Annotated in this window: 19 protein-coding genes and 1 pseudogene; 14 read left to right on the top strand and 6 right to left on the bottom strand. The window is 63.8% G+C overall.

The window, feature by feature from the left end; genetic code table 11:
• Positions 1–51 precede the first annotated feature (51 nt).
• The 6 genes from AB688_RS24115 (at position 52) to AB688_RS24090 (ending at position 9,361) form a co-directional block, all read left to right on the top strand.
• Positions 52–1,041, top strand: a complete 990-nt coding sequence (locus tag AB688_RS24115) for a FecR family protein (protein WP_063546140.1) — start codon at positions 52–54, stop codon at positions 1,039–1,041.
• Between the two features lie 334 nt (positions 1,042–1,375).
• The gene (locus tag AB688_RS24110; protein WP_196759915.1) at positions 1,376–4,045 is read left to right on the top strand and encodes a TonB-dependent receptor; all 2,670 of its coding nucleotides are present in this window, start codon (positions 1,376–1,378) and stop codon (positions 4,043–4,045) included.
• Positions 4,046–4,123: 78 nt separating this feature from the next.
• Positions 4,124–4,741: a heme acquisition protein HasA gene (locus AB688_RS24105; protein WP_054894045.1), complete on the top strand. Its 618-nt coding sequence runs from the start codon at positions 4,124–4,126 to the stop codon at positions 4,739–4,741.
• A 162-nt stretch (positions 4,742–4,903) separates the two neighbouring features.
• Positions 4,904–6,667 carry a type I secretion system permease/ATPase gene (locus tag AB688_RS24100; protein WP_063546138.1) on the top strand — a complete coding sequence of 588 codons (1,764 nt, stop codon included), beginning with the start codon at positions 4,904–4,906 and terminating at the stop codon, positions 6,665–6,667.
• 2 nt (positions 6,668–6,669) lie between these two features.
• The gene (locus tag AB688_RS24095; protein ID WP_063546137.1) at positions 6,670–8,016 is read left to right on the top strand and encodes an HlyD family type I secretion periplasmic adaptor subunit; all 1,347 of its coding nucleotides are present in this window, start codon (positions 6,670–6,672) and stop codon (positions 8,014–8,016) included.
• A gap of 4 nt (positions 8,017–8,020) precedes the next feature.
• Entirely contained in the window at positions 8,021–9,361 is a 1,341-nt protein-coding gene (locus tag AB688_RS24090) for a TolC family outer membrane protein (protein WP_063546136.1), read from the top strand.
• Between the two features lie 123 nt (positions 9,362–9,484).
• Here AB688_RS24090 and AB688_RS24085 read toward each other — a convergent pair whose 3' ends face one another.
• The 3 genes from AB688_RS24085 to AB688_RS26925 all read right to left on the bottom strand — a co-directional run bounded on the left by AB688_RS24085 (position 9,485) and on the right by AB688_RS26925 (position 11,864).
• Positions 9,485–11,002, bottom strand: a complete 1,518-nt coding sequence (locus AB688_RS24085) for a nucleobase:cation symporter-2 family protein (protein ID WP_063546135.1) — start codon at positions 11,000–11,002, stop codon at positions 9,485–9,487.
• Between the two features lie 260 nt (positions 11,003–11,262).
• Positions 11,263–11,637 carry a PilZ domain-containing protein gene (locus AB688_RS24080; RefSeq protein ID WP_063546134.1) on the bottom strand — a complete coding sequence of 125 codons (375 nt, stop codon included), beginning with the start codon at positions 11,635–11,637 and terminating at the stop codon, positions 11,263–11,265.
• Between the two features lie 86 nt (positions 11,638–11,723).
• Entirely contained in the window at positions 11,724–11,864 is a 141-nt protein-coding gene (locus AB688_RS26925) for a hypothetical protein (protein WP_155738234.1), read from the bottom strand.
• Positions 11,865–12,072: 208 nt separating this feature from the next.
• Here AB688_RS26925 and AB688_RS24075 point away from each other — a divergent pair, with 208 nt between their 5' ends.
• The 3 genes from AB688_RS24075 (at position 12,073) to yjiA (ending at position 15,405) form a co-directional block, all read left to right on the top strand.
• Positions 12,073–14,139, top strand: a complete 2,067-nt coding sequence (locus tag AB688_RS24075) for a carbon starvation CstA family protein (protein WP_063546133.1) — start codon at positions 12,073–12,075, stop codon at positions 14,137–14,139.
• A 13-nt stretch (positions 14,140–14,152) separates the two neighbouring features.
• The gene (locus tag AB688_RS24070) at positions 14,153–14,350 is read left to right on the top strand and encodes a YbdD/YjiX family protein (protein WP_054894051.1); all 198 of its coding nucleotides are present in this window, start codon (positions 14,153–14,155) and stop codon (positions 14,348–14,350) included.
• A gap of 80 nt (positions 14,351–14,430) precedes the next feature.
• Complete coding sequence (gene yjiA, locus AB688_RS24065; protein ID WP_063546132.1) at positions 14,431–15,405, top strand: GTPase; 975 nt, start codon at positions 14,431–14,433, stop codon at positions 15,403–15,405.
• Between the two features lie 68 nt (positions 15,406–15,473).
• Here the strand turns inward: yjiA and glyA are convergent, their stop codons facing one another.
• Positions 15,474–16,727: a serine hydroxymethyltransferase gene (gene glyA, locus AB688_RS24060; RefSeq protein WP_054894053.1), complete on the bottom strand. Its 1,254-nt coding sequence runs from the start codon at positions 16,725–16,727 to the stop codon at positions 15,474–15,476.
• A 322-nt stretch (positions 16,728–17,049) separates the two neighbouring features.
• Positions 17,050–20,871, bottom strand: a complete 3,822-nt coding sequence (locus AB688_RS24055) for an EAL and GGDEF domain-containing protein (protein ID WP_063546131.1) — start codon at positions 20,869–20,871, stop codon at positions 17,050–17,052.
• 372 nt (positions 20,872–21,243) lie between these two features.
• On the opposite strand from AB688_RS24055, the gene AB688_RS24050 reads away from it, so the two are divergent.
• Positions 21,244–21,636: a hypothetical protein gene (locus tag AB688_RS24050; RefSeq protein ID WP_063546878.1), complete on the top strand. Its 393-nt coding sequence runs from the start codon at positions 21,244–21,246 to the stop codon at positions 21,634–21,636.
• 86 nt (positions 21,637–21,722) lie between these two features.
• Here the strand turns inward: AB688_RS24050 and AB688_RS24045 are convergent, their stop codons facing one another.
• Positions 21,723–22,022: a hypothetical protein gene (locus AB688_RS24045; protein ID WP_063546130.1), complete on the bottom strand. Its 300-nt coding sequence runs from the start codon at positions 22,020–22,022 to the stop codon at positions 21,723–21,725.
• Positions 22,023–22,382: 360 nt separating this feature from the next.
• Between AB688_RS24045 and AB688_RS27605 the strand changes: the two are divergent.
• The 4 genes and pseudogenes from AB688_RS27605 to ettA form a co-directional block, all read left to right on the top strand.
• Positions 22,383–22,643 (top strand): annotated as a pseudogene (locus AB688_RS27605) (general stress protein); the annotation flags it as partial.
• On the top strand, positions 22,629–22,736 hold the full coding sequence (locus AB688_RS27300) for a general stress protein (protein ID WP_231100338.1): 108 nt from the start codon (positions 22,629–22,631) through the stop codon (positions 22,734–22,736). The pseudogene AB688_RS27605 and the gene AB688_RS27300, both read left to right, overlap by 15 nt.
• Positions 22,737–22,796: 60 nt before the next feature.
• On the top strand, positions 22,797–23,672 hold the full coding sequence (locus tag AB688_RS24035) for a manganese catalase family protein (RefSeq protein ID WP_063546128.1): 876 nt from the start codon (positions 22,797–22,799) through the stop codon (positions 23,670–23,672).
• A gap of 386 nt (positions 23,673–24,058) precedes the next feature.
• Positions 24,059–25,726, top strand: a complete 1,668-nt coding sequence (ettA, locus tag AB688_RS24030) for an energy-dependent translational throttle protein EttA (protein WP_054894058.1) — start codon at positions 24,059–24,061, stop codon at positions 25,724–25,726.
• The last annotated feature ends 38 nt before the right edge of the window (positions 25,727–25,764 follow it).

The following is a 25,764-nucleotide window of genomic DNA, read 5'->3' as shown; positions in this document are numbered from 1 at the left end:
ATTGCCCCTTCGGACGTCAGCCCAGACATAACCAGATCGCGAGAGAACCGTGTGAGCAGCGAGAACCAGCCCGAGCAAGCGATTCGCGAGCAGGCCGCCGAGTGGGCGGTGCGCGACAGTGCCGGCCCCTTGAGCGATGAGCAGCAGCGGGCGCTGGAGCAGTGGTGCGCCGCCGATCCGCGGCATGCCCAGGCCTATGATTTCGCCCGCACGACCTGGGCCGACCTGGGGGCCTTGGCGCAGATCGCGCCGCCTGTGCGCCGCGCATCGCCCTCTACCCTGGCCCGGCCAGTGCCTCGACGTTCGCGCCTGCGCCGGGCGATGACCGGCGTGGCTGCACTGCTGGTGCTGGCGTTTGGTGTCGCGCAGGCGCCGCAGTTGCTGCTGGACTGGCGTGCCGACTACATCACCGTGGCCGGCGAAGTACGCCGCGTGACGTTGCCCGATGGCAGCCTGGTCGACCTGGACAGCCGCAGCGCCATCACCCTGGCCTTCGACGACCGCGAGCGACGTGTGCACCTGCTGGCGGGGGAGGCGGTGTTCAGCGCCGCGCCGGTGTCGGCGCACGAGCGCAGACCTTTCGTGGTCGAGTATGCCGGGGCGACTACTCGCGCGCTGGGCACGCGCTTCGTGGTGGGGCAGGCGGGCGAGGGCGGTTGGGTCGGGATGCTCGAACACCGCGTGGCCGTCGATCTGCTGACGCCGCCAGCGCGTGGCCGTGCCGATCAGGTGGTCGAACAGGGGCAGAGCGTGCGTTATGACCACGCCAGTGGTGTGCGGCCCTGGCCGGAGCAGAATCTGCAGCGCGCCACCGACTGGGAGCGTGGGGTGCTGGTGTTCGAGCGTCAGCCGCTGGCCGAGGTGGTGGCGCGGCTCAACCGCTATCGTCCGGGGCGCTTGATGGTGGTGGATTCGCAGTTGGCGCAGCGCGAGGTAAGCGGGGTGTTTCGCCTTGACCAACTGGCGGCGGTTGGCGGGGTGTTGAGCGATGAGCTGCAGGCGCAGCGGCTCGAGCTGCCTGGGTTGACCTTGATCTACTGATCTTTGCTCGGTGGTGGGCTTTTCGCGGGCAAGCCCGCTCCTACAGGTACTCCACTGATTTTTGTAGGAGCGGGCTTGCCCGCGAAAAGAACACCGCCGTGTATGGCACCGGCCATGCCGGTAATCGCGCACCCCTCCAGCCCCCGCACAATCTTTTTTCATTTCCCCTTACTGACTTTTCCATCCCCGCACGTCTGATTGTTGAGATTGATTTTCATTACTAGAAAACGCCAACAACAGACGAGCCTTCGCAGTGACCACGCCACGACAACAGACCCTTCGACCTTTCGGTCGCCTCGCCCTGGCCAGCAGCCTGGTCCTGGGCACCTGTGCCATGCCGATGGGGATCGGCGTGGCGCACGCCGCGCCAGCGACCAATGCCGCCAGCCGCCAGATGATCCAGTTCGACATCCCGGCCCAGGCCCTCGACAGTGCCGTGCTGGCCTACGCCGAGCAGTCGGGCGTGCAGGTGTTCTTCGACAGCCGCAAGCTGGCCGGGCTCAACAGCGCCGGCCTGCACGGCGCGCATGCCGCTGAAGACGGCCTGCGCCAACTGCTGCTGGGCACCCCGGTACGCTATCGCTTCAGTGCGGCTGGCCAGGTAGGGCTGGAGCGGGTGGAGGCCGATGGCCAGGCGCTGGAGCTGGGGGCTACGCATGTCGAGTCGACCCGTGACGGCGACTGGGTCTACATGACCCCGCGCTCGGTCAGCGTCGTCACCCGCAAGCAGATCGACCAGCGCCCGCCGCGCCACGCCGCCGACATGCTCGAGCAGACCGCCGGGGTGTACACCGCGGTCAACCAGCGCGACCCCGGGCTCTCGGTGAACATTCGCGGCGTGCAGGACTATGGCCGGGTCAACATGAACATCGATGGCATGCGCCAGAACTTCAGCGTCAATGGCCACCAGCAGCGCAACGGCGTGATGTTCATCGACCCCGAGTTCGTGCAGAACGTCGAGATCGACAAGGGCACCTCCGCCGGCATGGGCGGCGCCGGGGTGATCGGCGGGATCGCCAGCTTCGCCACCATCGATGCCCGCGACCTGCTCGCCCCTGGCAAGGAAATCGGCGGCCGCCTGCGCGCCGGGCACGGTATTGGCGAGTTGGGCAACGGCACCTACTTCAACGGCAGTGCGCTGTTCGCCGTGGGCAACGAAGTCGGCGACATCCTGGTCGGCCACAGCGAGCGGCATTTCGGCGACTACCGCAGCGGCACGCAGAACGCCGGCAACCTCGGCACCCAGATGCGCGGCAAGCTCGAAGACCGTCAGGCCTGGAAGAGCTGGCTCAACGGCGAGGTCGGCGGCATGGACAGCGTGACCCGCTCGCAGATCTTCAAGCTCGGCCTGAACCTGCCCGATGAGCAGCGTCTGCAGTTCAGCTACTTCGAGACCGACACCGACAGCAAGGACGCCTGGACGGTAAAGGACTCCGGCAGCCACGACTACTACTACCGCGTCACCGGCACCAACGACATCAACGCCAGGAACGCGGCCCTGGACTACAGCTTCAACCCCAACGAGCTGATCGACTTCAAGGCCAAGCTTTACTACGTCACCACCCGCCAGGATCGCTGGAACGCCAACAACGCCTCGTCCGAGAACAGCGGCAACCGTGTCGAGGACTACACCGATCGCTACCAGACCGACACCTGGGGCCTGCAACTGCAGAACACCTCGCGCTGGCATCTGTTCCAGGCCGACAGCCTCACGTTCAACTATGGCAGCGAGGCTTTCCAGGATACCTTCCGCCCCAGCACCAACCGTATCGCCGCGGTCAACGAGACCGAGTCGCTGCCGTACGTGCAGGGCGCGAACCCCAAGGGCAAGCGGGTCATGGCCAGCCTGTTCGGCAACCTCAGCTACGAGCATGACGACTGGCTGGTGGTCGATGCCGGGCTGCGCTATGACCGCTATCGCCTGACCGGCAAGACCGGCGTCACGACCTGGATGTACCCCGAGGGTGTCACCGAGACCAACCTGCGCCGTCAGCGCACCGACCTGTTGTTCGAGGAAGACCGCGAAGAAGGCCGCTTCTCACCGACCTTCGGTATCGCCGTGAAGCCGGGGCTGGACTGGCTGCAGGTATACACCCGCTGGGGCCGTGGCTGGCGTCCGCCGGCGGTGACCGAGGCGTACATGAGCGGCCGCCCGCATGGCGGTGGCAACGAGATGGTCTATCCCAACCCCTTCCTCAAGGCCGAGGAGTCGCACAACTGGGAGCTGGGGCTGAACATCTTCAAGGAGTCGCTGCTGCGCAGTGGCGACCGCTTCGCCGCCAAGATCGCCTACTTCGACACCCGTATCGACAACTTCTCGTTTCTCGACACCAACGCCAGCCTGCCGGGCTCCAGCGTATCGGGCATCGCCCTGGGCCGCTCGGTGTACCAGAACAACCTCGAAACCACACAGTTTCGTGGCGTGGAATACAGCCTCGACTACGACGCCGGCGATTACTACGGCCAGCTCAGCTACACCCACATGATCGGCAGCAACGACTTCTGCTCCAACCAGTTCTACCTCGGCGGCGCCCAGCAACTGGTCAGCGCCGGTACCGTGCTGCGCCCGGTGCAGGTCGGCAGCCGCATCATCATGCTGCCGGTGCGGGTCTCGCGCGCCGAGGCCAATGCCACCGAGAACAACCGCGTCAGCTGCGGCGACATCATGGGCAACGCCTCCTATATGCCGGCCGACCGTGGCTCGCTGACCCTGGGCATGCGTTTTCTCGACAAGACCCTGGATGTCGGCATGCGCCTGCGCTACAGCGAGGGCAATGGCAAGAACCTCGACACCCACGGCTACAGCCAGATCGACCAGGCCATGTGGCCCAAATACAAGGTCTACGACCTGTACGCCAGCTACTGGATGACCCCCAGCCTGAACCTTGCGCTGTCGTTGGAGAACGCCACCGACGAGGCCTATTTCGTCGCCATGGGCGACGTCAACAACCTGTCCCTGGCCCGCGGCCGGACCTTGAGCGGCATGCTCGAATACCGATTCTGAAACACCCGCGTTCGCCCACTCCGGGCAACACGAGGGCAAGACGCCTTCGTTCAAACCAAGCAGCACAGAGGAACCGTCATGACTATTTCCGTCACCTACGATCCAGCATTCGGCAGCGCCACCGTCGACGACTACCTGGCCTTCTGGAGCGCAGGTTTCGTCACTGCCGGTCACGGCTACAGCAACACCGGCGGGTTCAGCAACGGCAGCCGTGATGGCGACCAGTACGCCACCCATGGCGCCAACGGTTCGGACTACGCCTTCATCGCCGACTCCGACACCTCCAACGGCCTGCACTACGTCTTCGATCCGCTGAAGGCGCCGGGCGACAACCTGAACCACTACCTGTGGGGGTCGCTGGACAACGTCAGCCTGGGCGAAGTGCTCGGCGGTGGCGGCGGCAGCGACTTCAGCCTGAGCAACTACGTGGTCAGCTTCAACGGCCTGGACCTGGATGCCGCGCTGGGTGCCGGCCGTGCCGGCAACGAAGTACAGGGCGTGATCTACGGCCTGATGCAGGGCAACACCTCGGCGCTGGAAGGTGTGCTGGACAACCTGCTGGCCAGCTACGGCGTGTCGACCGACAGCACCTTCGACGCCATTGCCGCTGCACTGAGTGGTGGTGCTGCGAACGTCGCGGCTGCCGAAGCCGTGGGTATCCAGGCACTGCCTGAAGACCTGGCCCTGGCTGCCTGACGCCAGGCATGAAAAAGGCCAATGGCAGATCGCTCTGTCATTGGCCCTGTTGCATGCACCCTGGCCCGTGTCTTGTCGGGCCCAGGCCGGGGTGCCGCGAAATTCTGCGAGGTGGCGGCTGCCAGGTCAATGGCGACGCCGCCTCGCCCTTCGAGGTCAGCGATGAGTACACCGCGCAACGCCGCCGCCGATGAACTGTGGCAGGCCCTCAAGTCCTGCCGGGGTGGGCTGGGCAATATCGCCCTGTTCACCGCCGTGGCCAACGTGCTGATGCTGGCGCCGGCGCTGTACATGCTGCAGGTCTACGACCGGGTGCTGTCGTCGGGCAACGAGATGACCTTGCTGATGCTCAGCCTGATGGTGCTGGGCCTGTTCGCCTTCATGGGCGTGCTGGAATGGCTGCGCAGCCTGGTGGTGATCCGCCTGGGCACGCGCATGGACCTGCAACTCAACCCTCGGGTGTTCGATGCCGCATACCAGGCCAGCCTCGACGGGCACAAAGGTAGCGCCCAGCAGGCCCTGGGCGACCTGACCCAGTTGCGCCAGTTCGCCACTGGCCAGGCGTTGTTCGCCTTCTTCGATGCGCCGTGGTTTCCGCTGTACCTGCTGGTGATCTTCCTGTTCAGCCCGTGGCTGGGCCTGCTGGCGGTGGTCGGGGCGCTGCTGCTGGCCGGGCTTGCCTGGCTCAACGAACGCCTGACCCATGGCGAGTTCATCGAGGCCGGGCGGCTGTCGCAGCAGGCGATGCAGCAGGCGTCGGGCAACCTGGGCAATGCCGAGGCGATCGCCGCCATGGGCATGCTTGGCGCCGTACGCCAGCGTTGGAACCTGCTGCACCATGGCTTCCTGGCCCGGCAGAACCTGGGCAGCGAGCGCAGCGCGGCAATAACTGCGGTGTCCAAGAGCGTGCGCCTGGCATTGCAGTCGCTGGTGCTTGGGCTGGGGGCCTGGCTGGCGCTGGAGCACCTGATCAGCCCGGGGATGATGATCGCCGGTTCCATCCTGATGGCGCGGGTGCTGGCGCCGATCGATCAGCTGATTGGCGTGTGGCGCCAGTGGGGGTCGGCACGCCAGAGCGCCGAGCGGCTGGGTTTGCTGTTGCGCCGTTATCCACCGTTGGCCAGTGCGATGCCGCTGCCTGCGCCACAGGGGCGGCTGCGGGTCGAGCAGTTGCATGCCCGGGTGCCTGGCGGGCAGCGGGTCTGCCTGAGTGGTATCGATTTCGAACTGGCGGCCGGTGAGTCTCTGGGGTTGATCGGTGCCTCGGGGTCTGGAAAATCGACCCTGGCCCGCCTGTTGGTAGGCGCTGCGAACCCTGAGTCGGGCAAGGTCTGCCTCGACGGAGCGGCGCTGGCCCAGTGGGATCGCCAGGCGCTCGGCGAGCACATCGGCTACCTGCCGCAGGACGTGCAACTGTTTGCCGGCAGCATTGCCGACAACATCGCCCGGCTTGGCCCGGTGGACGCCTCGGAGGTGGTCGCAGCGGCGCAATTGGCCGGTGTGCACGAGCTGATTCTGCAACTGCCGCAGGGCTACGACACGTTGCTGGGCGAAGGTGGCGCGGGGCTGTCCGGTGGACAGCGACAAAGGATCGGCCTGGCCCGGGCGCTGTATCGCTTGCCAGCGCTGGTGGTGCTCGACGAACCCAACGCCAGCCTCGACGAGGCCGGCGAGCGCGCCTTGCTGGCGGCGCTCGCCGAGCTCAAGGCGCGGGGGCGTACGCTGGTGATGATCAGCCACAAGTCGAGCCTGCTGCTGGGGCTGGACAAGCTGCTGGTGCTGCACGGCGGCGTGATCCAGCAGTTCGGCCCGACCGCACGGGTACTTCAGGCTGCGGCCCGTCCTGCAGCCCCCAGCGTCGCACCACCCTCCGCGGTGCGTAGCGGCGTGACCTACAGCTTCAACCAGGGCGGCCAGAGATCTTGAGCATGAGTGTGCACCCGTTGTTTACCCCCGCGTCTGGCGCTGCGTCTGACAAGGTTCATCAACTGCGCGACGATGCCCGAGGCCCGGCGAAGGCCGGGCGTTGGCTGGTGTTGGCAGGCTTTGGCGGCTTCCTGTTGTGGGCGGCGCTGGCGCCGCTGGACAAGGGCGTGCCGGTCAGCGGCAATGTGGTGGTGGCCGGCAGTCGGCAAGCGGTCCAGCATCCCACCGGAGGGGTGATCGGGCAGCTTGCGGTGCGCGACGGCGATCAGGTCCAGGCAGGCCAGGTACTGCTCAGCCTCGACCCAACCCAGGCCCAGGCACAGCGCGGTTCGTTGCAGGTGCAGTACGTGAATGCGCGGGCCATGGAGGCACGTCTGCTGGCCGAACGCGATTCAGCGCCCGGCGTGACCTTTGCCGCCGACCTGCTCGAGGAGGCCGCCACGCCGTGGGTGGCGACGGTACTGGAGACCCAGCGACAATTGCGCAGCAGCCGCGCCCAGGCGCTGGAGCTGGAGTTGGCGGGTGTGAGCGAAAGTATCGCCGGGGCCGAGGCGTCGCTCAGTGGCCTGCAAGGCTCGCTGAGCAGCAAACAGGCCCAGCGCGTCGCGCTGGACGAGCAACTGCGCGGCCTGCGCGAGCTGGCCCGTGACGGCTACATTCCGCGCAACCGTCTGCTCGACAGCGAGCGCCTGCTGGCGCAGGTCAACGGCTCGATTGCCGAAGACCTCGGCAATATCGGTCGCACCCGGCGCCAGGTCCAGGAACTGAAACTGCGTGCCAGCCAGCGCCGTCAGGAATTCCAGAACGAGGTGCGCCAGCAGTTGAGCGAGTCCCAGGCCAGCGCCGAGGACCTGGGCAACCGCCTGCGCAGCGCCGAGTTCGACCTGGCCCACACCCAGGTGCGTGCGCCGGTCGCCGGTACCGTGGTGGGCTTGAGTGTGTTCACCAACGGCGGGGTGATCGCGCGCGGGCAGCAGTTGATGGAAATCGTCCCCAGCGATGCGCCGTTGCTGGTCGATGCTCGGGCACCGGTGGAGCTGGTCGACCGCTTGCAGCCGGGCTTGCCGGTGGAGTTGCTGTTCGTCGCCTTCAACCAGAGCACCACGCCACGGGTGGCAGGTGAGGTAAGCCTGGTCTCGGCGGACCGCCTGCTCGATGAAAAGACCCAGCAGCCGTATTACCAGGTGCGCATCAAGGTCAGCGAGGACGGCGCGCGGCAGCTTGCTGGGCTGGACATTCGCCCCGGTATGCCGGTGGAGGCTTTCGTGCGCAGTGGCGAGCGCTCGCTGCTCAGCTACCTGTTCAAGCCGTTGGCCGACCGGGTGCATATCGCCCTGAGCGAGGAGTGAGCCGATGCGCCTGTTGTTGCCCACGGTATTGTCGGGCGTGTTGTCGGGCCTGGTACTGCCAGCGCAAGCCCTGGACCTGAGCGATGCCTATGCCCTGGCCCTGCGCAACGATCCGACCCTGCGCGCGGCAATCGCCGAGCGCGACGCGGGTGTCGAGAACCTCGCCATCGGTCGCGCGGGGCTGTTGCCGAATCTTTCCTACCGCTACAGCCGTGCCCGCAACGACTCGGAGGTGACCCAGCGCAGCCAGCTCGGTGATGTCACCAGCCAGCGTGATTACCGCAGCTACAGCTCGACCCTGACCTTGCAGCAGCCGTTGTTCGATTACGCCGTATGGAGCGACTATCGCCGCGGCGTGGCCCAGGCTGCGCTGGCCGACGAGCGCCTGCGCGGTCGCGGCCAGGAAATGATGGTGCGGGTGTTTTCGGCCTACAGCGAAGCATTGTTCGCCGACGAGCAGATTGCCCTGGCCCAGGCCCAGCGGCGCACCTACGCCGAGCAACTGCAGCTCAACGAGCGCCTGCTCAAGAATGGCGAGGGCACCCTCACCGACGTGCTGGAAACCCGTGCCCGCTACGAGTTGGCCCAGGCCCAGGAGATCGAGGCTGGCGACAACCTCGACGCGGCGCTGCGCAGCCTGCAGGCGATCACCGGCGAGGCGATGAGTGCCGAAGACCTTGCACCGATGTTGCCGTCACTCGCCGTGCAGCCGCTGGTACCGGCGCGCTTCGAGCCCTGGCGCGACCTGGCCGTGGCGCATAATGCCGAGCTGGCCAGCCAGCGACATGCCCTGGATGTCGCTGACCAAGGTGTGGAGCGTCAGCGTGCAGGGCACCTGCCGAGCTTGAGTGCCTACGTGAGCAAGGGCATTTCCAGTTCGAGCTCGGAAAGCACCTACAACCAGCGCTATGACACCGACAGTGTCGGGATTCAGTTGAATGTGCCGCTGTTCGCCGGTGGCGGTGTATCGGCGCGCGTGCGCCAGGCACAGGCGGAGCGAGATGGCTTGCAGTTCCAGGTCGATGCGCAGGTCAGCGACACGCTCAATCAGTTGCGTCGCCAGTTCAACCTGTGCGCCAGCAGCACCGCGAAGATCCGGGCCTACGGGATGGCGGTGAATGCTGCCAGTGCGTTGGTCGAGGCGACTCGGCGCAGCGTGCAGGGGGGAGAGCGGGTCAACCTCGATGTGCTCGATGCCGAGCAGCAGTTGTACGGGGCGCGGCGTGATCTGGCCCAGGCCCGGCATGAGTACCTGCGGGCCTGGGTGCAGTTGCGCTACTTGGCGGGAGTACTGGATGCCAAGGATGTGGAGATATTGAACGGGTACTTCGTGACGCGCGGTTGAAGGCGGTTCGCCGCTGCGACTTGTCCCGCGAACACGGGCGTAGCCCGTGCCAGGCACCGCGGTGTCATTTTCGCGGGCAAGTCGGGGCGCCGAACCGCCGCTCCTACAGGTATGGCATCTGGGTCAGTGCTCCGCCACCGCCTTGCGTCTGAGCACCTGTTCGCCGTGTTCATCGATGTCCATCACCGGCACTTCATTGCCATCGGCATCGAACAGCTTGCCATCCTTGAAGTAGTCGCCATCGCGCAGCACCGAGATGTCCGAATACTGGATGGTGCGCTCGTACCCGGCGGCAAATACCGACTGCTGGTCCGAATTGCCGGCCTTGAAGTGGTTGAAGATCAGGTTCAGCAGGATCGCCATGATCGCCGCCGAGCTGATGCCCGAGTGGAAGATGGTCTCGAACCAGTTGGGGAATTGATGGTAGAAGCTCGGCGCGGCGATGGGGATCATGCCGAAGCCCAGCGAGGCCGCCACGATGATCAGGTTGACGTTGTTCTTGTAGTTCACCTTCGACAGGGTACGGATGCCGCTCGCCGCCACGGTGCCGAACAGCACGATGCCCGCGCCGCCCAGGACCGGGGTGGGTACTGCGGCGATGATCCGGCCCATGATCGGCAGCAGGCCAAGCACCACCAGGATCACCCCGCCCGTGGCCACCACGTAGCGGCTCTTCACCCCGGTCACGGCCACCAGGCCGACGTTCTGGGCGAACGCGCTCTGGGTGAAGGAGCCGAAGATCGGCGCCAGGATGCTCGATGCCATGTCGGCGCGCAGGCCGTCGCCCAGGCGCTTGGAGTCGACCTTGGTGTCGATGATCTCACCGACCGCGAGGATATCCGCCGAGGTCTCCACCAGGGTCACCATGATCACGATGCACATCGACAGGATCGCCGCGATGTGGAACGTCGGCATGCCGAAGTGGAACGGGGTAGGGAAGGCGAACACCGGGCCTTCGCCGACCTTGCTGAAATCGGCCATGCCCAGTGCCCAGGCGATCAGCGTGCCGGCAACCATGGCCAGGAGGATCGACAGGCGCGAGATGCTGGCGCTGCCCAGCTTGCTCAGCAGCAGGACGATGGCGAAGGTCAACGCCGCCAGGCCGATGTTGGCCATGCTGCCGAACTCCGGCGAGGCGCTGTTGCCACCCATCACCCAGCGCGCGGCCACCGGCATCAAGGTCAGGCCGATGGTGGTGATGACGATGCCGGTCACCAGCGGCGGGAAGAACTTGGTGATCCGCGAGAACACCGGAGTGATCAGAAAGCCGATCAGCGATGCTGCCATGACTGCGCCCAGCACCGCCGGCAGGCCGCCGCCGCCCTGGCTGCCGAGAATCGCGCCCATGGTGGCCACGCCAGCGAACGACACGCCCTGCACCAGTGGCAACTGGCAGCCGAAGAAGGGTAGTCCGAGTGTCTGCAACAGGGTGGCCAGTCCGCCAGCAAACAACGATGCGGCAATCAGCAGGCCGATCTCCGCCGGGGCCAGGCCGGCGGCCTGACCCAGGATCAGTGGCACGGCGACGATCCCTCCGTACATGGTCAGGACATGCTGCAGGCCATAAGCCAGGTTGGCACCAAGCCCGAGGTTTTCGTCCTCGGGGCGCTTGGCAGGAGACGTGCTGGTGGACGTAGTCATTGGAGCAGGCTCTCTGTTTATTGTTGTGCCGATACTGTAGACAGCTCCGATAAAATATTGCCAGATAAATTGTATACAATATTTTGATCTGGGCAGCCGCAGATCCGGCAGGGCGGTGTCTCTGACCGCAATGCAGATAGCGTTCCAACATGGGAAAGGCGGTTTAGAAGGGTGTGTACAAAAAGCTCGGCAGCCCGTGAAAAGCTGTCTAGGTAGGCAGGAAATGCGGGTCGGTCATGTTCTTAGCAAGCTAAAAGATTTCAATCTTCGATAAGTTCGCGCAGCTCGCGCATCATTTCGGTGCTGTCGGCCAGGTTCAGTTCCACAAGACGGTGCAGATGGGTCATCGAGTCAACGTCTATATAGAGGCAGACAAAACCCAGCCGAGTGGGTTCTTCGTGGCGTAATTCCACCTGCATACGGACCGTGACCTCTTTGTCGAGGTGGATGAGCGCATCGAAATCCTGGGTCAGGTCTGCGTCCCAGGGCGCTGGCCGTTCGATCAGCAGGCCTTTGAGCGACAGGTCGAGCAGTTTCACAGGCCACTGTCGGTCGCCTTGGCGCAGTTCGGTGGGGGCGTCGAAGTCGATGCGCTGGAAGCGCCTGCGCTCGTCAGTTCCAGAGGGATGTGTCATGGCGGATCCTCGTCAGTTGATCTGACTATAGACCAGCCACGCTTGTCGCGGCCTGGCGGCGACTGATGCGATTCAGCCTGCGTGCCCTAACGGGTGCTGGGTTGTTCTGCGTGCTGGCGCGGCGTGGGGGTCACCAGCGGCTCCTTGCGGGCCAGCAGCGCGAACAGAATCCCTGCCGCCAACAGCACGAGCAAGCCGATTTGTATGGCCCGGATACGGTTCTTCATTGCGACATCTCTGTCCGATCAGCGATGTCGAAATATTCGGGCGGCCTGGGCCACGGCACAACTGGTAGAAATATCAGGTCGCTTTTCGCACCCTGCCCGCGCCGCTCTAGGGCGGCGCGGGCAGGGTGCAATTCAATATGGTAAAGCTGGCAAGCAGGCCCTAGACTCAGGGAGCTGTCTATTCCAACCACTTAGCTGGAAGCATGCCATGAATAACAATAACAGCCTGCTACGTCACATTCCGTGGCTGGCGCTGGCAGTCATAGGAGCCTGTGCGCTGGGTGTGGTCGCCCTGCGTCGCGGTGAAGCCATCAACGCCTTGTGGATCGTGGTTGCGGCTGTGGCCATCTACCTGGTCGCCTACCGCTACTACAGCCTGTTCATCGCCACCAAGGTGATGCAACTCGATCCGCGCCGGGCTACTCCGGCGGTACTCAACAACGATGGCCTGGACTACGTCCCGACCAACAAGCACATCCTCTTCGGTCACCATTTCGCCGCCATCGCTGGCGCCGGCCCGCTGGTCGGTCCGGTGCTCGCCGCGCAGATGGGCTACCTGCCCGGTACGCTCTGGCTGATTGCCGGCGTTGTACTGGCAGGGGCCGTGCAGGACTTCATGGTCCTGTTCCTCTCCACCCGCCGTAACGGCCGTTCGCTGGGCGACATGGTGCGTGAGGAAATGGGCCGCATTCCGGGCACCATCGCCTTGTTCGGCTGCTTCCTGATCATGATCATCATCCTCGCGGTGCTGGCGCTGATCGTGGTCAAGGCCTTGGCCGAGAGCCCATGGGGCATGTTCACGGTGATGGCGACCATCCCAATCGCCATGTTCATGGGCATCTACATGCGCTTCATCCGCCCGGGTCGCATTGGCGAGATTTCGCTGATCGGCGTGGTGCTGCTGCTGGCATCGATCTGGCTGGGTGGCGTGATCGCGGCCGATCCGGTGTGGGGCCCGGCGTTCACTTTCACCGGCGTGCAGATCACCTGGATGCTGGTCGGCTATGGCTTCGTCGCCGCCGTGCTGCCGGTGTGGCTGGTGCTGGCACCGCGTGACTACCTCTCGACCTTCCTCAAGATCGGCACCATCATTGGCCTGGCCATCGGTATCCTGATCATTGCGCCTGAGCTGAAGATGCCGGCCCTGACCCAGTTCACCGACGGTACGGGGCCTGTGTGGAAGGGCACCCTGTTCCCGTTCCTGTTCATCACCATCGCCTGCGGCGCGGTGTCCGGCTTCCATGCCCTGATCAGCTCGGGCACCACGCCCAAGCTGCTGGACAACGAAACCAACGCCCGTTACATCGGCTACGGCGGCATGCTGATGGAGTCGTTCGTCGCCATCATGGCCATGGTCGCTGCTTCGGTGATCGAGCCGGGTGTGTACTTCGCCATGAACAGCCCGGCCGCCGTGGTCGGTGCCGACGTCGTGTCGGTGGCGCAGACCGTCAGCAGTTGGGGCTTCACCATCACCCCCGAGCAGCTCGAGGCCACTGCCCGTGACATCGGCGAGCACACCATCCTGGCGCGTGCCGGTGGTGCACCGACGCTGGCGGTGGGGATCGCGCAGATCCTCCACCAGGTACTGCCGGGTGAAAACACCATGGCCTTCTGGTACCACTTCGCGATTCTGTTCGAGGCGTTGTTCATCCTGACCGCCGTGGATGCCGGTACCCGTGCCGGGCGCTTCATGCTGCAGGACCTGCTGGGCAGCTTCGTGCCAGCGCTCAAGCGCACCGAGTCGTGGACGGCCAACCTGATCGGCACCGCCGGTTGCGTGGCCCTGTGGGGCTACCTGCTGTACCAGGGCGTGATCGACCCGTTGGGCGGTATCAACACCTTGTGGCCGCTGTTCGGTATCTCCAACCAGATGCTGGCCGGTATCGCGCTGATGCTCGGCACCGTGGTATTGATCAAGATGAAGCGCGAGCGCTATATCTGGGTCACCTTGCTGCCGGCGCTGTGGCTGCTGATCTGCACCACCACCGCAGGCCTGATCAAGCTGTTCGACCCGAACCCTGCGGTCGGCTTCCTGGCCCTGGCCAAGAAGTACAGCGCCGCGCTGGATGCCGGTCAGGTCCTGGCACCGGCCAAGGACATCGGTCAGATGCAGCATGTGATCTTCAACGCCTACACCAACGCCGGTCTCACCGTGCTGTTCCTGGTGGTGGTGTTCAGCGTACTGTTCTTCGCCATCAAGGTCGGCATCGCCGCCTTGGGTCGCAAGGAGCGCAGCGACAAGGAAACCCCGTTCCAGGCCCTGCCTGACGCTTGAGAGGATTGCAGCGATGTTCAACGACCTGGGTCGGCTGGGTAAGTATCTGGGGCAGGCTGCCCGACTGATGGTTGGTATGCCCGACTACGACACCTATGTCGAGCACATGCAGAACAAGCATCCGGACAAGCCGGTGATGAGCTACGAGGACTTCTTCAAGGAGCGCCAGGAAGCTCGTTATGGCGGCAAAGCCGGCCCCAAGTGCTGTTGAACCTGCACCCTGCTTGAACCTGTGGGAGCCCGCGCAATCGGGCTCCCACAGTCATTTTCGGCTTCAATGGAGGCAAACGCGTGCATACCCCCATTCCCGTCACCGTGCTCACTGGCTTTCTCGGTGCTGGCAAGACCACCCTGCTCAAGCACATGCTCAAGGCCGAGCATGGCCTGAAGATCGCCGTGATCGAGAACGAATTCAGCGAGGCGGGCATCGACAGCCAGCTGCTGGGCGACGAACCGGTGCAGGTGATGACCCTGGCCAACGGTTGTGTGTGCTGCAGCATCCATGGCGACCTCACCCGTGCCCTGTACCTGCTGCTCGAACGCCTGGATGCCGGTGAAATCGCCTTCGATCGTCTGGTAATCGAGTGCACCGGCCTCGCCGACCCGGCGCCGGTGGCGCAGACCTTCTTTATCGACGAGGAGCTGCGCGAGCGCTATATCCTCGACGGCATCATCACCCTGGTGGACGCCAAGCATGCCGAGTTCCACCTGACCCAGACCATCGCCCAGGCCCAGGTCGGGTTTGCCGATCGCCTGCTGCTGAGCAAGACGGACCTGGTCGAAGCAGACGTGGTCGACGCGCTGCGCGAGCGTTTGGCACGGATCAATGGCCGTGCACAGATTCGCGTGGTCGAGCATGGCCGTATCGACCTGGCCGAGCTGCTCGATGTGCGCGGTTTCAATCTCAACCCGGACTTGGGACTGAGCCCGAGGCCGACCCTGCGCCCGGTGTTCAAGCCCGCGACCCCGGACCGTATCTCCACCCTTGTGCTGCGCACGGAAAAGCCGCTGGATATCGATCGGCTCAGCGACTTCATGAACGAGCTGCTGGAAGAGCACGGCAAGCAATTGCTGCGCTACAAGGGAGTACTGAACATCGCAGGCGAGGACCGCCGGCTGGTGTTCCAGGGCGTGCTCAAGCTGTATGGCTTTGACTGGGATGCCGAGTGGAAGGAGGGCGAGGCGCGCGAAAGCGTGATGGTGTTCATCGGGGATGAGCTGCCGCAAGACAGCATACGCGAGGGTTTTGCCGCCTTGGCCGGCTGACAGGGCCGCAAGACATCAGCAAAAAGCCCGGCACAAGGCCGGGCTTTTTCACATCAGGCGATTGCCAATCAGTTGCCGTACACCGGCAGCTTCTTGCAGATGGCCTTGACCTTCTCGCGAACGGCGTCGATCACCGCTTCGTTGTTCAGGTCGGCGAGGATGTCGCAGATCCAGCCGGCCAGCTCGCGGCACTCGGCTTCCTTGAAACCACGGGTGGTGACGGCTGGGGTGCCGAAGCGCAGGCCCGAGGTGACGAACGGCGAACGTGGGTCGTTCGGGACCGAGTTCTTGTTCACGGTGATGAAGGCTTTGCCCAGTGCGGCGTCAGCGTCCTTGCCCGAGATTTCCTGCTTGATCAGCGACAGCAGGAACAGGTGGTTTTCGGTGCCGCCGGAAACGACGTCGAAGCCACGCTCGATGAACACGCTGGCCATGGCCTGGGCGTTCTTCACCACTTGCTGCTGGTAGGCCTTGAACTCAGGCTGCAGCGCTTCCTTGAAGCAGATCGCCTTGGCGGCGATGACGTGCTCCAGCGGGCCACCCTGGGCGCCCGGGAAGACTGCGGAGTTCAGCTTCTTCTCGATGTCGGCGTTGGCGCGGGCCAGGATCAGGCCGCCACGTGGACCACGCAGGGTCTTGTGGGTGGTGGTGGTGACCACGTCGGCGAATGGTACTGGGTTCGGGTAGACGCCAGCGGCGACCAGGCCAGCGACGTGGGCCATGTCGACGAACAGGTAGGCACCGACTTTGTCGGCGATTTCGCGGAAGCGGGCGAAGTCCAGGACCTGCGAGTAGGCGGAGAAGCCGGCGACGATCATCTTCGGCTTGTGCTCGACAGCCAGGCGCTCGACTTCGTCGTAGTCGATCAGGCCGTTGCCGTCGATGCCGTACTGGACGGCGTTGTACAGCTTGCCCGAGGAGCTGACGCTGGCGCCGTGGGTCAGGTGACCGCCGTGGGCCAGGCTCATGCCCAGGATGGTATCACCGGCCGACAGCAGCGCCAGGTAGACAGCAGCGTTGGCTTGCGAGCCAGCGTGCGGCTGGACGTTGGCGTAGTCGGCGCCGAACAGCTCCTTGGCGCGGTCGATGGCCAGCTGCTCGACGACGTCGACGTACTCGCAACCGCCGTAGTAGCGCTTGCCTGGGTAGCCTTCGGCGTATTTGTTGGTCAGAACCGAGCCCTGGGCCTCCATGACCGCTGGGCTGGTGTAGTTTTCCGAAGCGATCAGCTCGATATGCTCTTCCTGGCGCAGGGCTTCTTGCTGCATGGCTTCGAAGAGCTCGGCGTCGTACTTGGCAATGGTCAAATCACGGCTGAACATGGCGGTCCTCAAGGATCGGGGCTGAATTGGGATGGCATTCTAACCGATTGGGTCGGGGCTGGCATATGAAGTGGCATCAAGTCGCGGACCAATGGGCTTCATGTTGCAGGCCGCACCGGGACTGGGCTGAGATGGGGCGCTAGTTGACCCCGAAGTCCGTTTTTCGATGCCTGGTGGAGGCTGGATTGGTGTCCAGCTTCTTGGGGGCGGTCCACCCTGTAGGAGCGGGCTTGCCCGCGAACACGGGCGTAGCCCGTGCCAGGCGGCGCGGTGTCCTTTTCGCGGGCAAGCCCGCTCCTACAGGGACTGCGTGGCGGCACGATCACTGGAACATGAACAAGGTTTCGTTGCTGAACTGCGCCTCGAACTGGTTGGCCGGCATCGGGCGGCCGAACAGGTAGCCCTGGACTTCGTCGCAGCCGTGCTCGCGCAGGAACTCCAGCTGTTCATGCGTTTCCACGCCTTCGGCGATCACCGCCAGGTTGAGGCTGTGGGCCATGGCGATGATCGCCCGTGCGATCTGCGCATCCTGCTCGCCTTCGGGCAGGCCGTCGACGAAGGTACGGTCGATCTTCAGCACGTCGATGGGGAACTGCTTGAGGTAGTTGAGCGATGAATAGCCCGTGCCGAAGTCGTCCACCGCGATGCTCAGCCCCAGGTTCTTCAGGCTGTCGAGGATCTGCATGGCCTCGTTGACCTCGCGCATCAGGATACTCTCGGTCAGTTCCAGCTCCAGGCACGCCGGCGGCAGGCCGGTCTCCTCGAGAATAGTGGCGATCCGCTTGCCCAACTGGCCGTCGGAGAATTGCCGGGCCGAGATGTTCACCGACACCTTCGGCACCCGCACCTTGGCCTTGTGCCAGGCCTTGAGCTGGCGGCTGGCCTCTCGCAACACCCAGTCGCCGACGTCGACTACCAGGCCCAGTTCCTCGATCACCGGAATGAAGTCGCCCGGCGGCACCAGGCCGCGGCGTGGATGGCGCCAGCGCAGCAGCGCCTCGGCGCCGGTCAGGCGCTTGCCGTCGCCGCTGAACTGCGGCTGGTAGTAAAGAATGAACTCGTTCTGCTCCAGGGCGTGACGCAGGTCGCTTTCCAGCTCCAGGCGTTCCAGGGCGCTGGCGTTCATGTCGGCCTGGTAGAACTGGAAGTTGTTCTTGCCGCGCTCCTTGGCGTGGTACATCGCCGTGTCGGCGTTCTTCATCAGCTGGCTCAGCTCGTTACCGTCCTGCGGGCTGAGGGCGATGCCGATACTGGCGGTGACGAAGAACTCGCGACTCTCCAGCACGAATGGCCGCACCAGGCTGGCGAGGATGTTCTCGGCGACGTGAATGGCGCGGTTCAGCGCCATTTCACGGCTGGTACGCGACTGCAACAGCAGGGTGAACTCGTCGCCGCCCATGCGCGCCACGGTGTCGTCTTCATCGACACAGGCCAGCAGGCGCTCGGCCATGTCCTTGAGCATGCGATCGCCGGCGGCGTGGCCGAGGGAGTCGTTGATCGGCTTGAAACGGTCAAGGTCGAGGAACATCAGCACCACCCACGACTTGTGCCGCTCGGCCTGCTGCAATGCCGTGTGCAGACGGTCCTGGAACAGGGTGCGGTTGGGCAGGTGGGTGAGGGCGTCGTAGTACGCGAGGCGGTGGATGCGCTGCTCGCTGGCCTTGCGCTCGCTGATGTCGGTGAAGAAACACACATAGCTGGCAAGGTCGCGCTCATCGTCGAGCACCGCGGTGATGCCGACCCAGGCCGGGTAGTGCTCGCCGCTGCGGCGCTTGAGCCACACTTCACCTTCCCAGGTGCCGCGTTGGTTCAGTTGCTTGAGCACATAGCCCAGGTGCGCGTCCTGCTGGCCTTCGACGGTGAGCATGTTCGGGCGCTGGTCGAGCACTTCATCGGGCGCATAGCCGCTGACCCGGCTGAAGGCCTCGTTGACCTGGACGATGTAGCCCGCCGGGTCGGTGATCAGGATCGCCGAGGTCGAGTGCTCGAATACCGTCGCGGCCATGCGCAGGTCTTTCTCGGCGCGTCGTTGCTGGCTGATATCGCGCGCTACCCCAAGGACGCCCTCGAAGCGCTCGTGGTCGTCCCACACCAGCACCAGGCGCAGCTCGATGGGTATCTTGCGACCGTCGGCACGCAGGCAGTCGAACAGGAACACCTGGGTCGGCAGCTGGCTGCGCAACTGGCGCAGTTGCTCGCGGTCGTCCAGCGCCTTGCTGACCCGCTCCATGAGCGTCTGCATGCCGCTGAGCTGGGAGGGGTTGGCGATGATCGATGGCCAGCCGTTGTCGAAGATGTAGTCCACCGAGTAGCCCAGCACCGTCTGCACCGAGGGGCTGATGTAGTTGAGCTGCAGTTGGTTGTCGGTGGAGAAGATCACGTCACTGATGCTTTCGGCGAGCATCCGGTAGCGCTGCTCGCTGTCACGCAGCGACTGGCTGGCCTCGATCTGCACCGTGACATCCTTGCCCACACCGATGATCCGAGTGACCTGGCCTTCGCCATCGCGGGCCAGGACCTGCTCGCGGATGTCGTAGCAGCGCCAGCCGCCGTCGCGGTGGCGGAAGCGCAGTTGGCAGTGCAGTGATTGGCTGTGACCGCTGTCGCGCTGTTGCTGGCGCAGGCTGCGGTAGTGCTCGGCATCCTCGGGGTGCAGCAGCAGCTCCCAGAAGTGATCGCCCATCTGCGCAAGTTCCGAGCGGTCGTAGCCCAGGGTTTGTCCCAGGTGGCGGTTGCTGAAGATCATGCGTCGGTTGTGCACGTCCTGAACGTAGAGCTGGTCGGGTACGGTACGCACGACGTCCGACCAGAAGCTTTCACGTTCGAGCAGCGACAGTTCGACCTGCTTGCGGCTGGTGATGTCGCTGATGCTGAGGATCACGGCCTGGTAGTCGCGCCGCTGCTGGGGCAGGCGGGCCATCAGCCACAGGTGCAGCTCGCCACCCAGTGGCGCGGGCAGGCGTACTTCGAGCTCGAACTGTGCGCGCTGCTCGATCAGCGCGTCGAGCAACTGCATGCCGATGCTCTCGCGGCCATCGCCGCTACCCTCGATCAGCCGTTGCCAGGCGCCCTCGTTGCAGGTCACGTTGAGCAACTGGCGTGCAACTTCGTTGATCTCGGTGATCTTCAGTTCCTGCAGCAGGTTGCGCCGCAGGCCCGGCTCCAGTGCCAGGCTTTGCTTGAGTGCGGCGAGGTTGCGCAGGTGGTAGCGATCGAGCTGGCCGGGCAGGCTCGACAGGTCGAGCACGCACAGGGCCACGCCGGTGCTCTCGAAGATATCCTGATAGCGCCGGCGGTCTTCCTGCAAGGCACGCTGGCGACGGCGCATGTTGATCAACGCCAGGCCCGGCAGCAGGGCGCAGAACAGCACCAGCAAACTCTTGCCCAGCAGCGCGGGCAACAGTTTCTCGCGGGCCGAGGTTGGGTCGTACAGGCCGCGGACCTGCCAGGTGCTGTTGTCGATGAAGGCCAGCAGCACGCTGTGCAGTGCCGATGGGTTGGCGTGGGCGACACCGCTGCGCTCGATCACCGTGCCGTCACGGCTGTTTTCCAGCAGCCAGAGCGGGTGGATTGGCGTGTTGAGCTTGCTGGCCAGCTCCTGGTAGTAGTCGGTGGACAGGCGCAGCAGCCAGTAGCCGCGGTCCTGTTCGGCGGGCTGGCGCAGTAGCAGGTAGACCAGCTGGTTGTCGCTCGAATTGCCATAGAAGTAGGCATTACCCTGGTTCAGGCGCACCAGGCCGTCGATCGTTTGACGGTCTGGGCTGTCGCGCAGGCTGTCGCCGCGGATCTGCCCATTGCTGTCTAGCCAGGCCAGGCCGCGCAAGGCCGGCAAGCGTCCCCTGAGGGTCTGCAGCAGCGCTGGCAACGCCGCCGGTGACGGTGGCTTGACGTAGGGCTGCACCAGATTCATGGCTTGCTGCGCCTTGAGCGCCATGTTCAGGGTGAGGTGGTCGGCCAGTTCCGCACTCGTCGCCACGCTTTGCTGGCGCAAGTCGGCCTGTGTGTGGCGGAACTGCGAGAACAGTTGCCAGAACAACAGACCCAGCAGGACCAGGGCCAGCAGAGCAAGCGCACCCTTGAGCGAGCCTCGCAACGAAGCAGACGGCGCAGGGCGCTGGATGGGCGGTTGGGTGAAGTTGGTCAAGCGTTGGTCCTGCGATTGGGCTGGCGAAGGCAGGGGAGATCATGCACGCGGCATGCCGCCGTGGCGCACTATAAGGCCGGACATACGAAAGCGGCTAGGTTCAACCTCATATGTATCTGCACTCGCCCATACTGCGTTGAAACGGAGCGAGCAATGCGCATGTACTTCAGTACACTGGGCTTGCTCGCTCCGTTTCGCCTTGTCTGGCCTTCGCGCAGACACATTTTCAGACTGACCCTAGCATGCCTTGGATTATGGCAAAGTGCCAGTCCATATGTCGCCGATCCAACGCTGACCGTGCATTCGGCAACCCGCTTCCACCTGTGCGAGAATGCCGGCCGTTTCATAGTCAATGCATCGGAGAAGTACGGTTTGGTTACTCACTATTCCACCAATGGCCTCGATTCCGCCTGTGGGCGCAGCAGTCAGACCCTGGTCAGCACTGCCGTGGCCGACGACGTATCCTGCAAGTCCTGCCAGCGCTCGTTCACCAAGCCCGACGCCGCGGCTGCGCAGCGCAAGACACCCTCGCTGGCCGAGCTGCGCAAGTCGGCCAAGGTTGCGGTCGAGCCTGTCGCGGCGGCGGTCGTCACGGCCGATTTGGAGCCCGCTGCCAAGGTTGTGAACAAGTCGGCGAGCAGGTCCGTCCAGACCCCTGCCCGTGCCGGCGGTTTCAGCACCAAGGCTGCCTGGGCCGCGCGCCTGGCCGAACAGAGCGGGCAGTCTCGCCTGCCGCGCGGCATGGGCAAGCAACGCCACGTCTGACCCACGCTGCTTGTGGTGGCGAGGCTTGCCTGCGAAAAAGCCCCTGCGCTGTCTGGCACCCGCCAAGCCGGTGTTCGGGGCCAGGCCTATCGATCTGTTACCCGTTCGTCATTGAACGCCTGGCCCTCGATCGCGATGCGCCTGGCATACCCGACGCCCCATACCAACGCCCGGCTCATGTTTTCGCCCGGGCGTTGGACATAGGCTTGTTCGTATAACGCCGAGCCATCGGCGCGATAGACACCGATGAACAACTGTGTCGCCCCCGTACGTGACAAGCGTGCCTGCACTTCAAGGCAGGCGCCGGTGTCCAGCGTCTCCTCATGGATTTGGTGGTGCAGGATCGGGTCGTACCACTGTCGATAGGTTTTACCTCTTTTTTTCATCTGCCTACCCTCTGCATTGTTGTCAGCGGTAGATCACTTCCTGTGCGTATTCCGTCCAATTCAAACGGCACCATCGGACAGTCGGCAGACGTGTACAAATAGTCCTTGTTTGTACACCTAAGTTGTCGTCAATCCATAAATCCAAACCCATTCCTGATTGTCATTGGACAAGACTTTCGGGCCGTTGATAAGCGTGGCTGATATGCCCGCTCGCCAGGTTTGTGTCTACAAGATTAAAGACTCAAGTTCATTAGAGCCTTTCGTCCCCGCATTCAAAATCTTTTGCACGATGAGCCGCTTGCCCCCGGTCACTCATTTACACAGACCGTTCTGTGTAACTAACGACATGAGGTGTCAATCATGGCTAACAATCAAGACAATCGTGGCAATCAGGGTGGTAATGCCAACACCAATCCGGGCAATTTCGCCAACGATCGCGAAAAAGCCTCCGAAGCGGGACACAAAGGCGGCCAGGTGTCTGGGGGTAACTTCAAAAACGATCCGGAACGCGCTTCGGAAGCAGGTCACAAAGGTGGTCAAGCATCCGGTGGCAACTTCAAGAACGATCCTGAGCGTGCCTCCGAAGCTGGCCATAAGGGAGGCCAGGTGTCGGGCGGCAACTTCGCCAATGATCGTGAGAAAGCCTCCGAAGCGGGGCGTGTCGGTGGACAGCATAGCCACGGCGGCGGTCGCAAGAGTGACGACAACCGCTAGTCATCCGTGAAAAGCGCAAGGGCAGCCGAGCTGCCCTTATGCGTTGATGAGGACCCGCTTATGTTCATGCACAACAAACGATTGCAGTACACCGTGCGCGTGGCGCAACCCAATCCCGGCCTTGCCAATTTGCTCTTGGAACAGTTCGGAGGTCCACAGGGTGAGCTGGCTGCAGCCATGCGCTATTTCACCCAGGCTGTCAGTGAGGACGATCCAGGACGCAAGGATATGCTCTATGACATTGCGACCGAAGAACTCAGCCACCTGGAGATCATCGGTTCGATCGTGGTGATGCTCAACAAGGGGGCCAAGGGCAACCTGGCCGAAGGCATAGAGAGCGAGGGCGAGCTTTACCGCTCGCTGACCGGCGCCGGCAACGACTCCCATATCACAAGCCTGTTGTATGGGGCTGGGGCGCCGCTGGTGAATTCCGCCGGCGTACCCTGGAGCGCAGCCTACATCGATACCATTGGCGAACCGACTGCCGACCTGCGTTCGAACATTGCCGCCGAGGCTCGCGCCAAGATTGTCTACGAACGGCTGATCAACGTCACCGATGATCCTGGCATCAAAGATGCGCTGGGTTTTCTGATGAGTCGCGAGATCGCCCACCAGAAGTCGTTCGAAAAGGCGTTGCACGCCATCCAGCCAAACTTTCCACAAGGCAAGCTGCCAGGAGACCCTGAACTCAATCGCACCTACTTCAATCTGTCCAAAGGCGGTGAAATGCGCGGGGCGTGGAACGAGGGACAAGACTGGGTCTACGTCGACGAGCCCCAGCCTGCAGTGGACGGCGGCGATGGATCGGCCAGTGTCCAGCTCGACGAAACCAGTGCGCAGGTTGTCGAGGCAATGAAACTCCGTACTCAGTCGAATCCAGAGGCGCAACCTTTGACCGGGGCGGAGCTCGGCAAGGTCAACAATGGACAGCAATGAGAACACCCCGCGCCGGAGCTGATTCGGCGCGGGGCGCTGGTCAACGCTTGGCTTCGGTGTCTGGAGGGGCGATCGGGCCGGGAACGCGCGGTTCACCTCTGGCGAATGGTCCTTCAGCTATTCAACCATGGCCACTTCTTCCTTGAGAATTGAGCGGCAGGCTTGCGCAGTGGCACTCTCTCCGACCGCAACCCTAGGTGGCCCGCCCCGCAAGCGCTGCCGCGGGCGTTTGGCCGCCAGCGACATGAGACCTCTTTTCAGACAGGCACATCGTACCCAGCAAGCGAATTTGCGCTGAACGCCCTTAAAGCTCGACAATGGCCCATTTTGCAAAGCTGGCCAGGTAGTTGTCAGTTTTATTCACGTTTGTGCAAGAGGTCCACAGAATGGCTCAATACGTCTACACCATGCATCGGCTGAGCAAGGTCGTGCCGCCGAAGCGGGAAATTCTCAAGAACATCTCCCTGTCGTTCTTCCCCGGCGCCAAGATCGGCGTACTGGGCCTGAACGGCGCCGGTAAGTCCACGCTGCTGCGGATCATGGCGGGTGTCGACAAGGAATTCGATGGCGAAGCCCGTCCGATGCCCGACATCAATGTCGGCTACCTGCCGCAGGAGCCCCAGCTGGACGCGAGCAAGACCGTGCGCGAAGTGGTCGAGGAAGCGGTCAGCGTGATCAAGGATGCCCAGGCGCGCCTGGACGAAGTCTACGCGGCTTACGCCGACCCGGATGCCGACTTCGACAAGCTGGCCGCCGAGCAGGCCAAGCTCGAAGCCATCCTGCAGGCCGCCGACGGTCACAACCTGGAGCGTCAGCTGGACGTCGCCGCCGATGCCCTGCGCCTGCCGGCCTGGGATGCGAAGATCGAACACTTGTCCGGTGGCGAGAAGCGTCGTGTGGCCCTGTGCCGCCTGCTGCTGTCGGCCCCCGACATGCTGCTGCTGGACGAACCGACCAACCACCTGGACGCCGACTCGGTGGCCTGGCTGGAGCGCTTCCTGCACGACTTCCCTGGCACCGTGGTGGCCATTACCCACGACCGTTACTTCCTCGACAACGTCGCCGGCTGGATCCTGGAATTGGACCGCGGCGCGGGCATCCCGTACGAAGGCAACTACTCGGGTTGGCTGGAAGCCAAGTCGGAGCGTCTGGCGCAGGAATCCAAGCAGCAAAGCGCCCACGAGAAGGCCATGAAAGAGGAACTGGAGTGGGTGCGCAAAGGCGCCAAGGCTCGCCAGTCCAAGTCCAAGGCCCGTCTGCAGCGTTTCGAAGAGATGCAATCGCAGGAATTCCAGAAGCGCAGCGAGACCAACGAGATCTACATCCCGGCAGGTCCGCGTCTGGGCGACAAGGTCATCGAGTTCAAGAATGTCTCCAAGGGCTATGGCGATCGCGTGCTGATCGACAACCTGTCGTTCTCCATGCCAAAAGGCGCCATCGTCGGCGTTATCGGTGGTAACGGTGCCGGTAAGTCGACCCTGTTCCGCATGCTGATGGGCAAGGAGCAGCCGGACTCGGGCAGCATCGAGATCGGTGAAACCGTGCAACTGGCCTGCGTCGACCAGAGCCGCGAGGACCTGGACGGCAGCAAGACCGTGTTCCAGCAGATCTCCGACGGTTCCGACCAGATTCGTATCGGCAACTACGAGATCCCGTCGCGTACCTACGTGGGCCGCTTCAACTTCAAGGGCGGCGACCAGCAGAAGTTCGTCAAGGATCTCTCCGGTGGTGAGCGTGGCCGTCTGCACCTGGCGCTGACCTTGAAAGAGGGCGGCAACGTCCTGCTGCTCGACGAACCGTCCAACGACCTCGACGTCGAGACCCTGCGTTCGCTGGAGGAAGCCCTGCTGGACTTCCCGGGCGCCGCCATCGTGATTTCCCACGACCGTTGGTTCCTGGACCGTGTGGCGACCCACATCCTGGCCTACGAGGATGACTCGAACGTGGTGTTCTTCGAGGGCAACTACACCGAGTACGAAGCCGATCGCAAGAAGCGCCTGGGCGACGCCGCTGCCCAGCCGCACCGGGTACGGCACAAGAAGCTGGCGCAGTAAGCCGGTTTCAGTTGCACAAGGATGGGGCCCTCAGGGGC

The organism is Pseudomonas putida (genome assembly GCF_001636055.1).
GTDB classification, from domain to species: Bacteria; Pseudomonadota; Gammaproteobacteria; order Pseudomonadales; family Pseudomonadaceae; genus Aquipseudomonas; species Aquipseudomonas machongensis.
The sequence above is the reverse complement of the archived record's forward strand: the minus strand, read 5'-3'. Positions and strand labels throughout refer to the sequence as shown.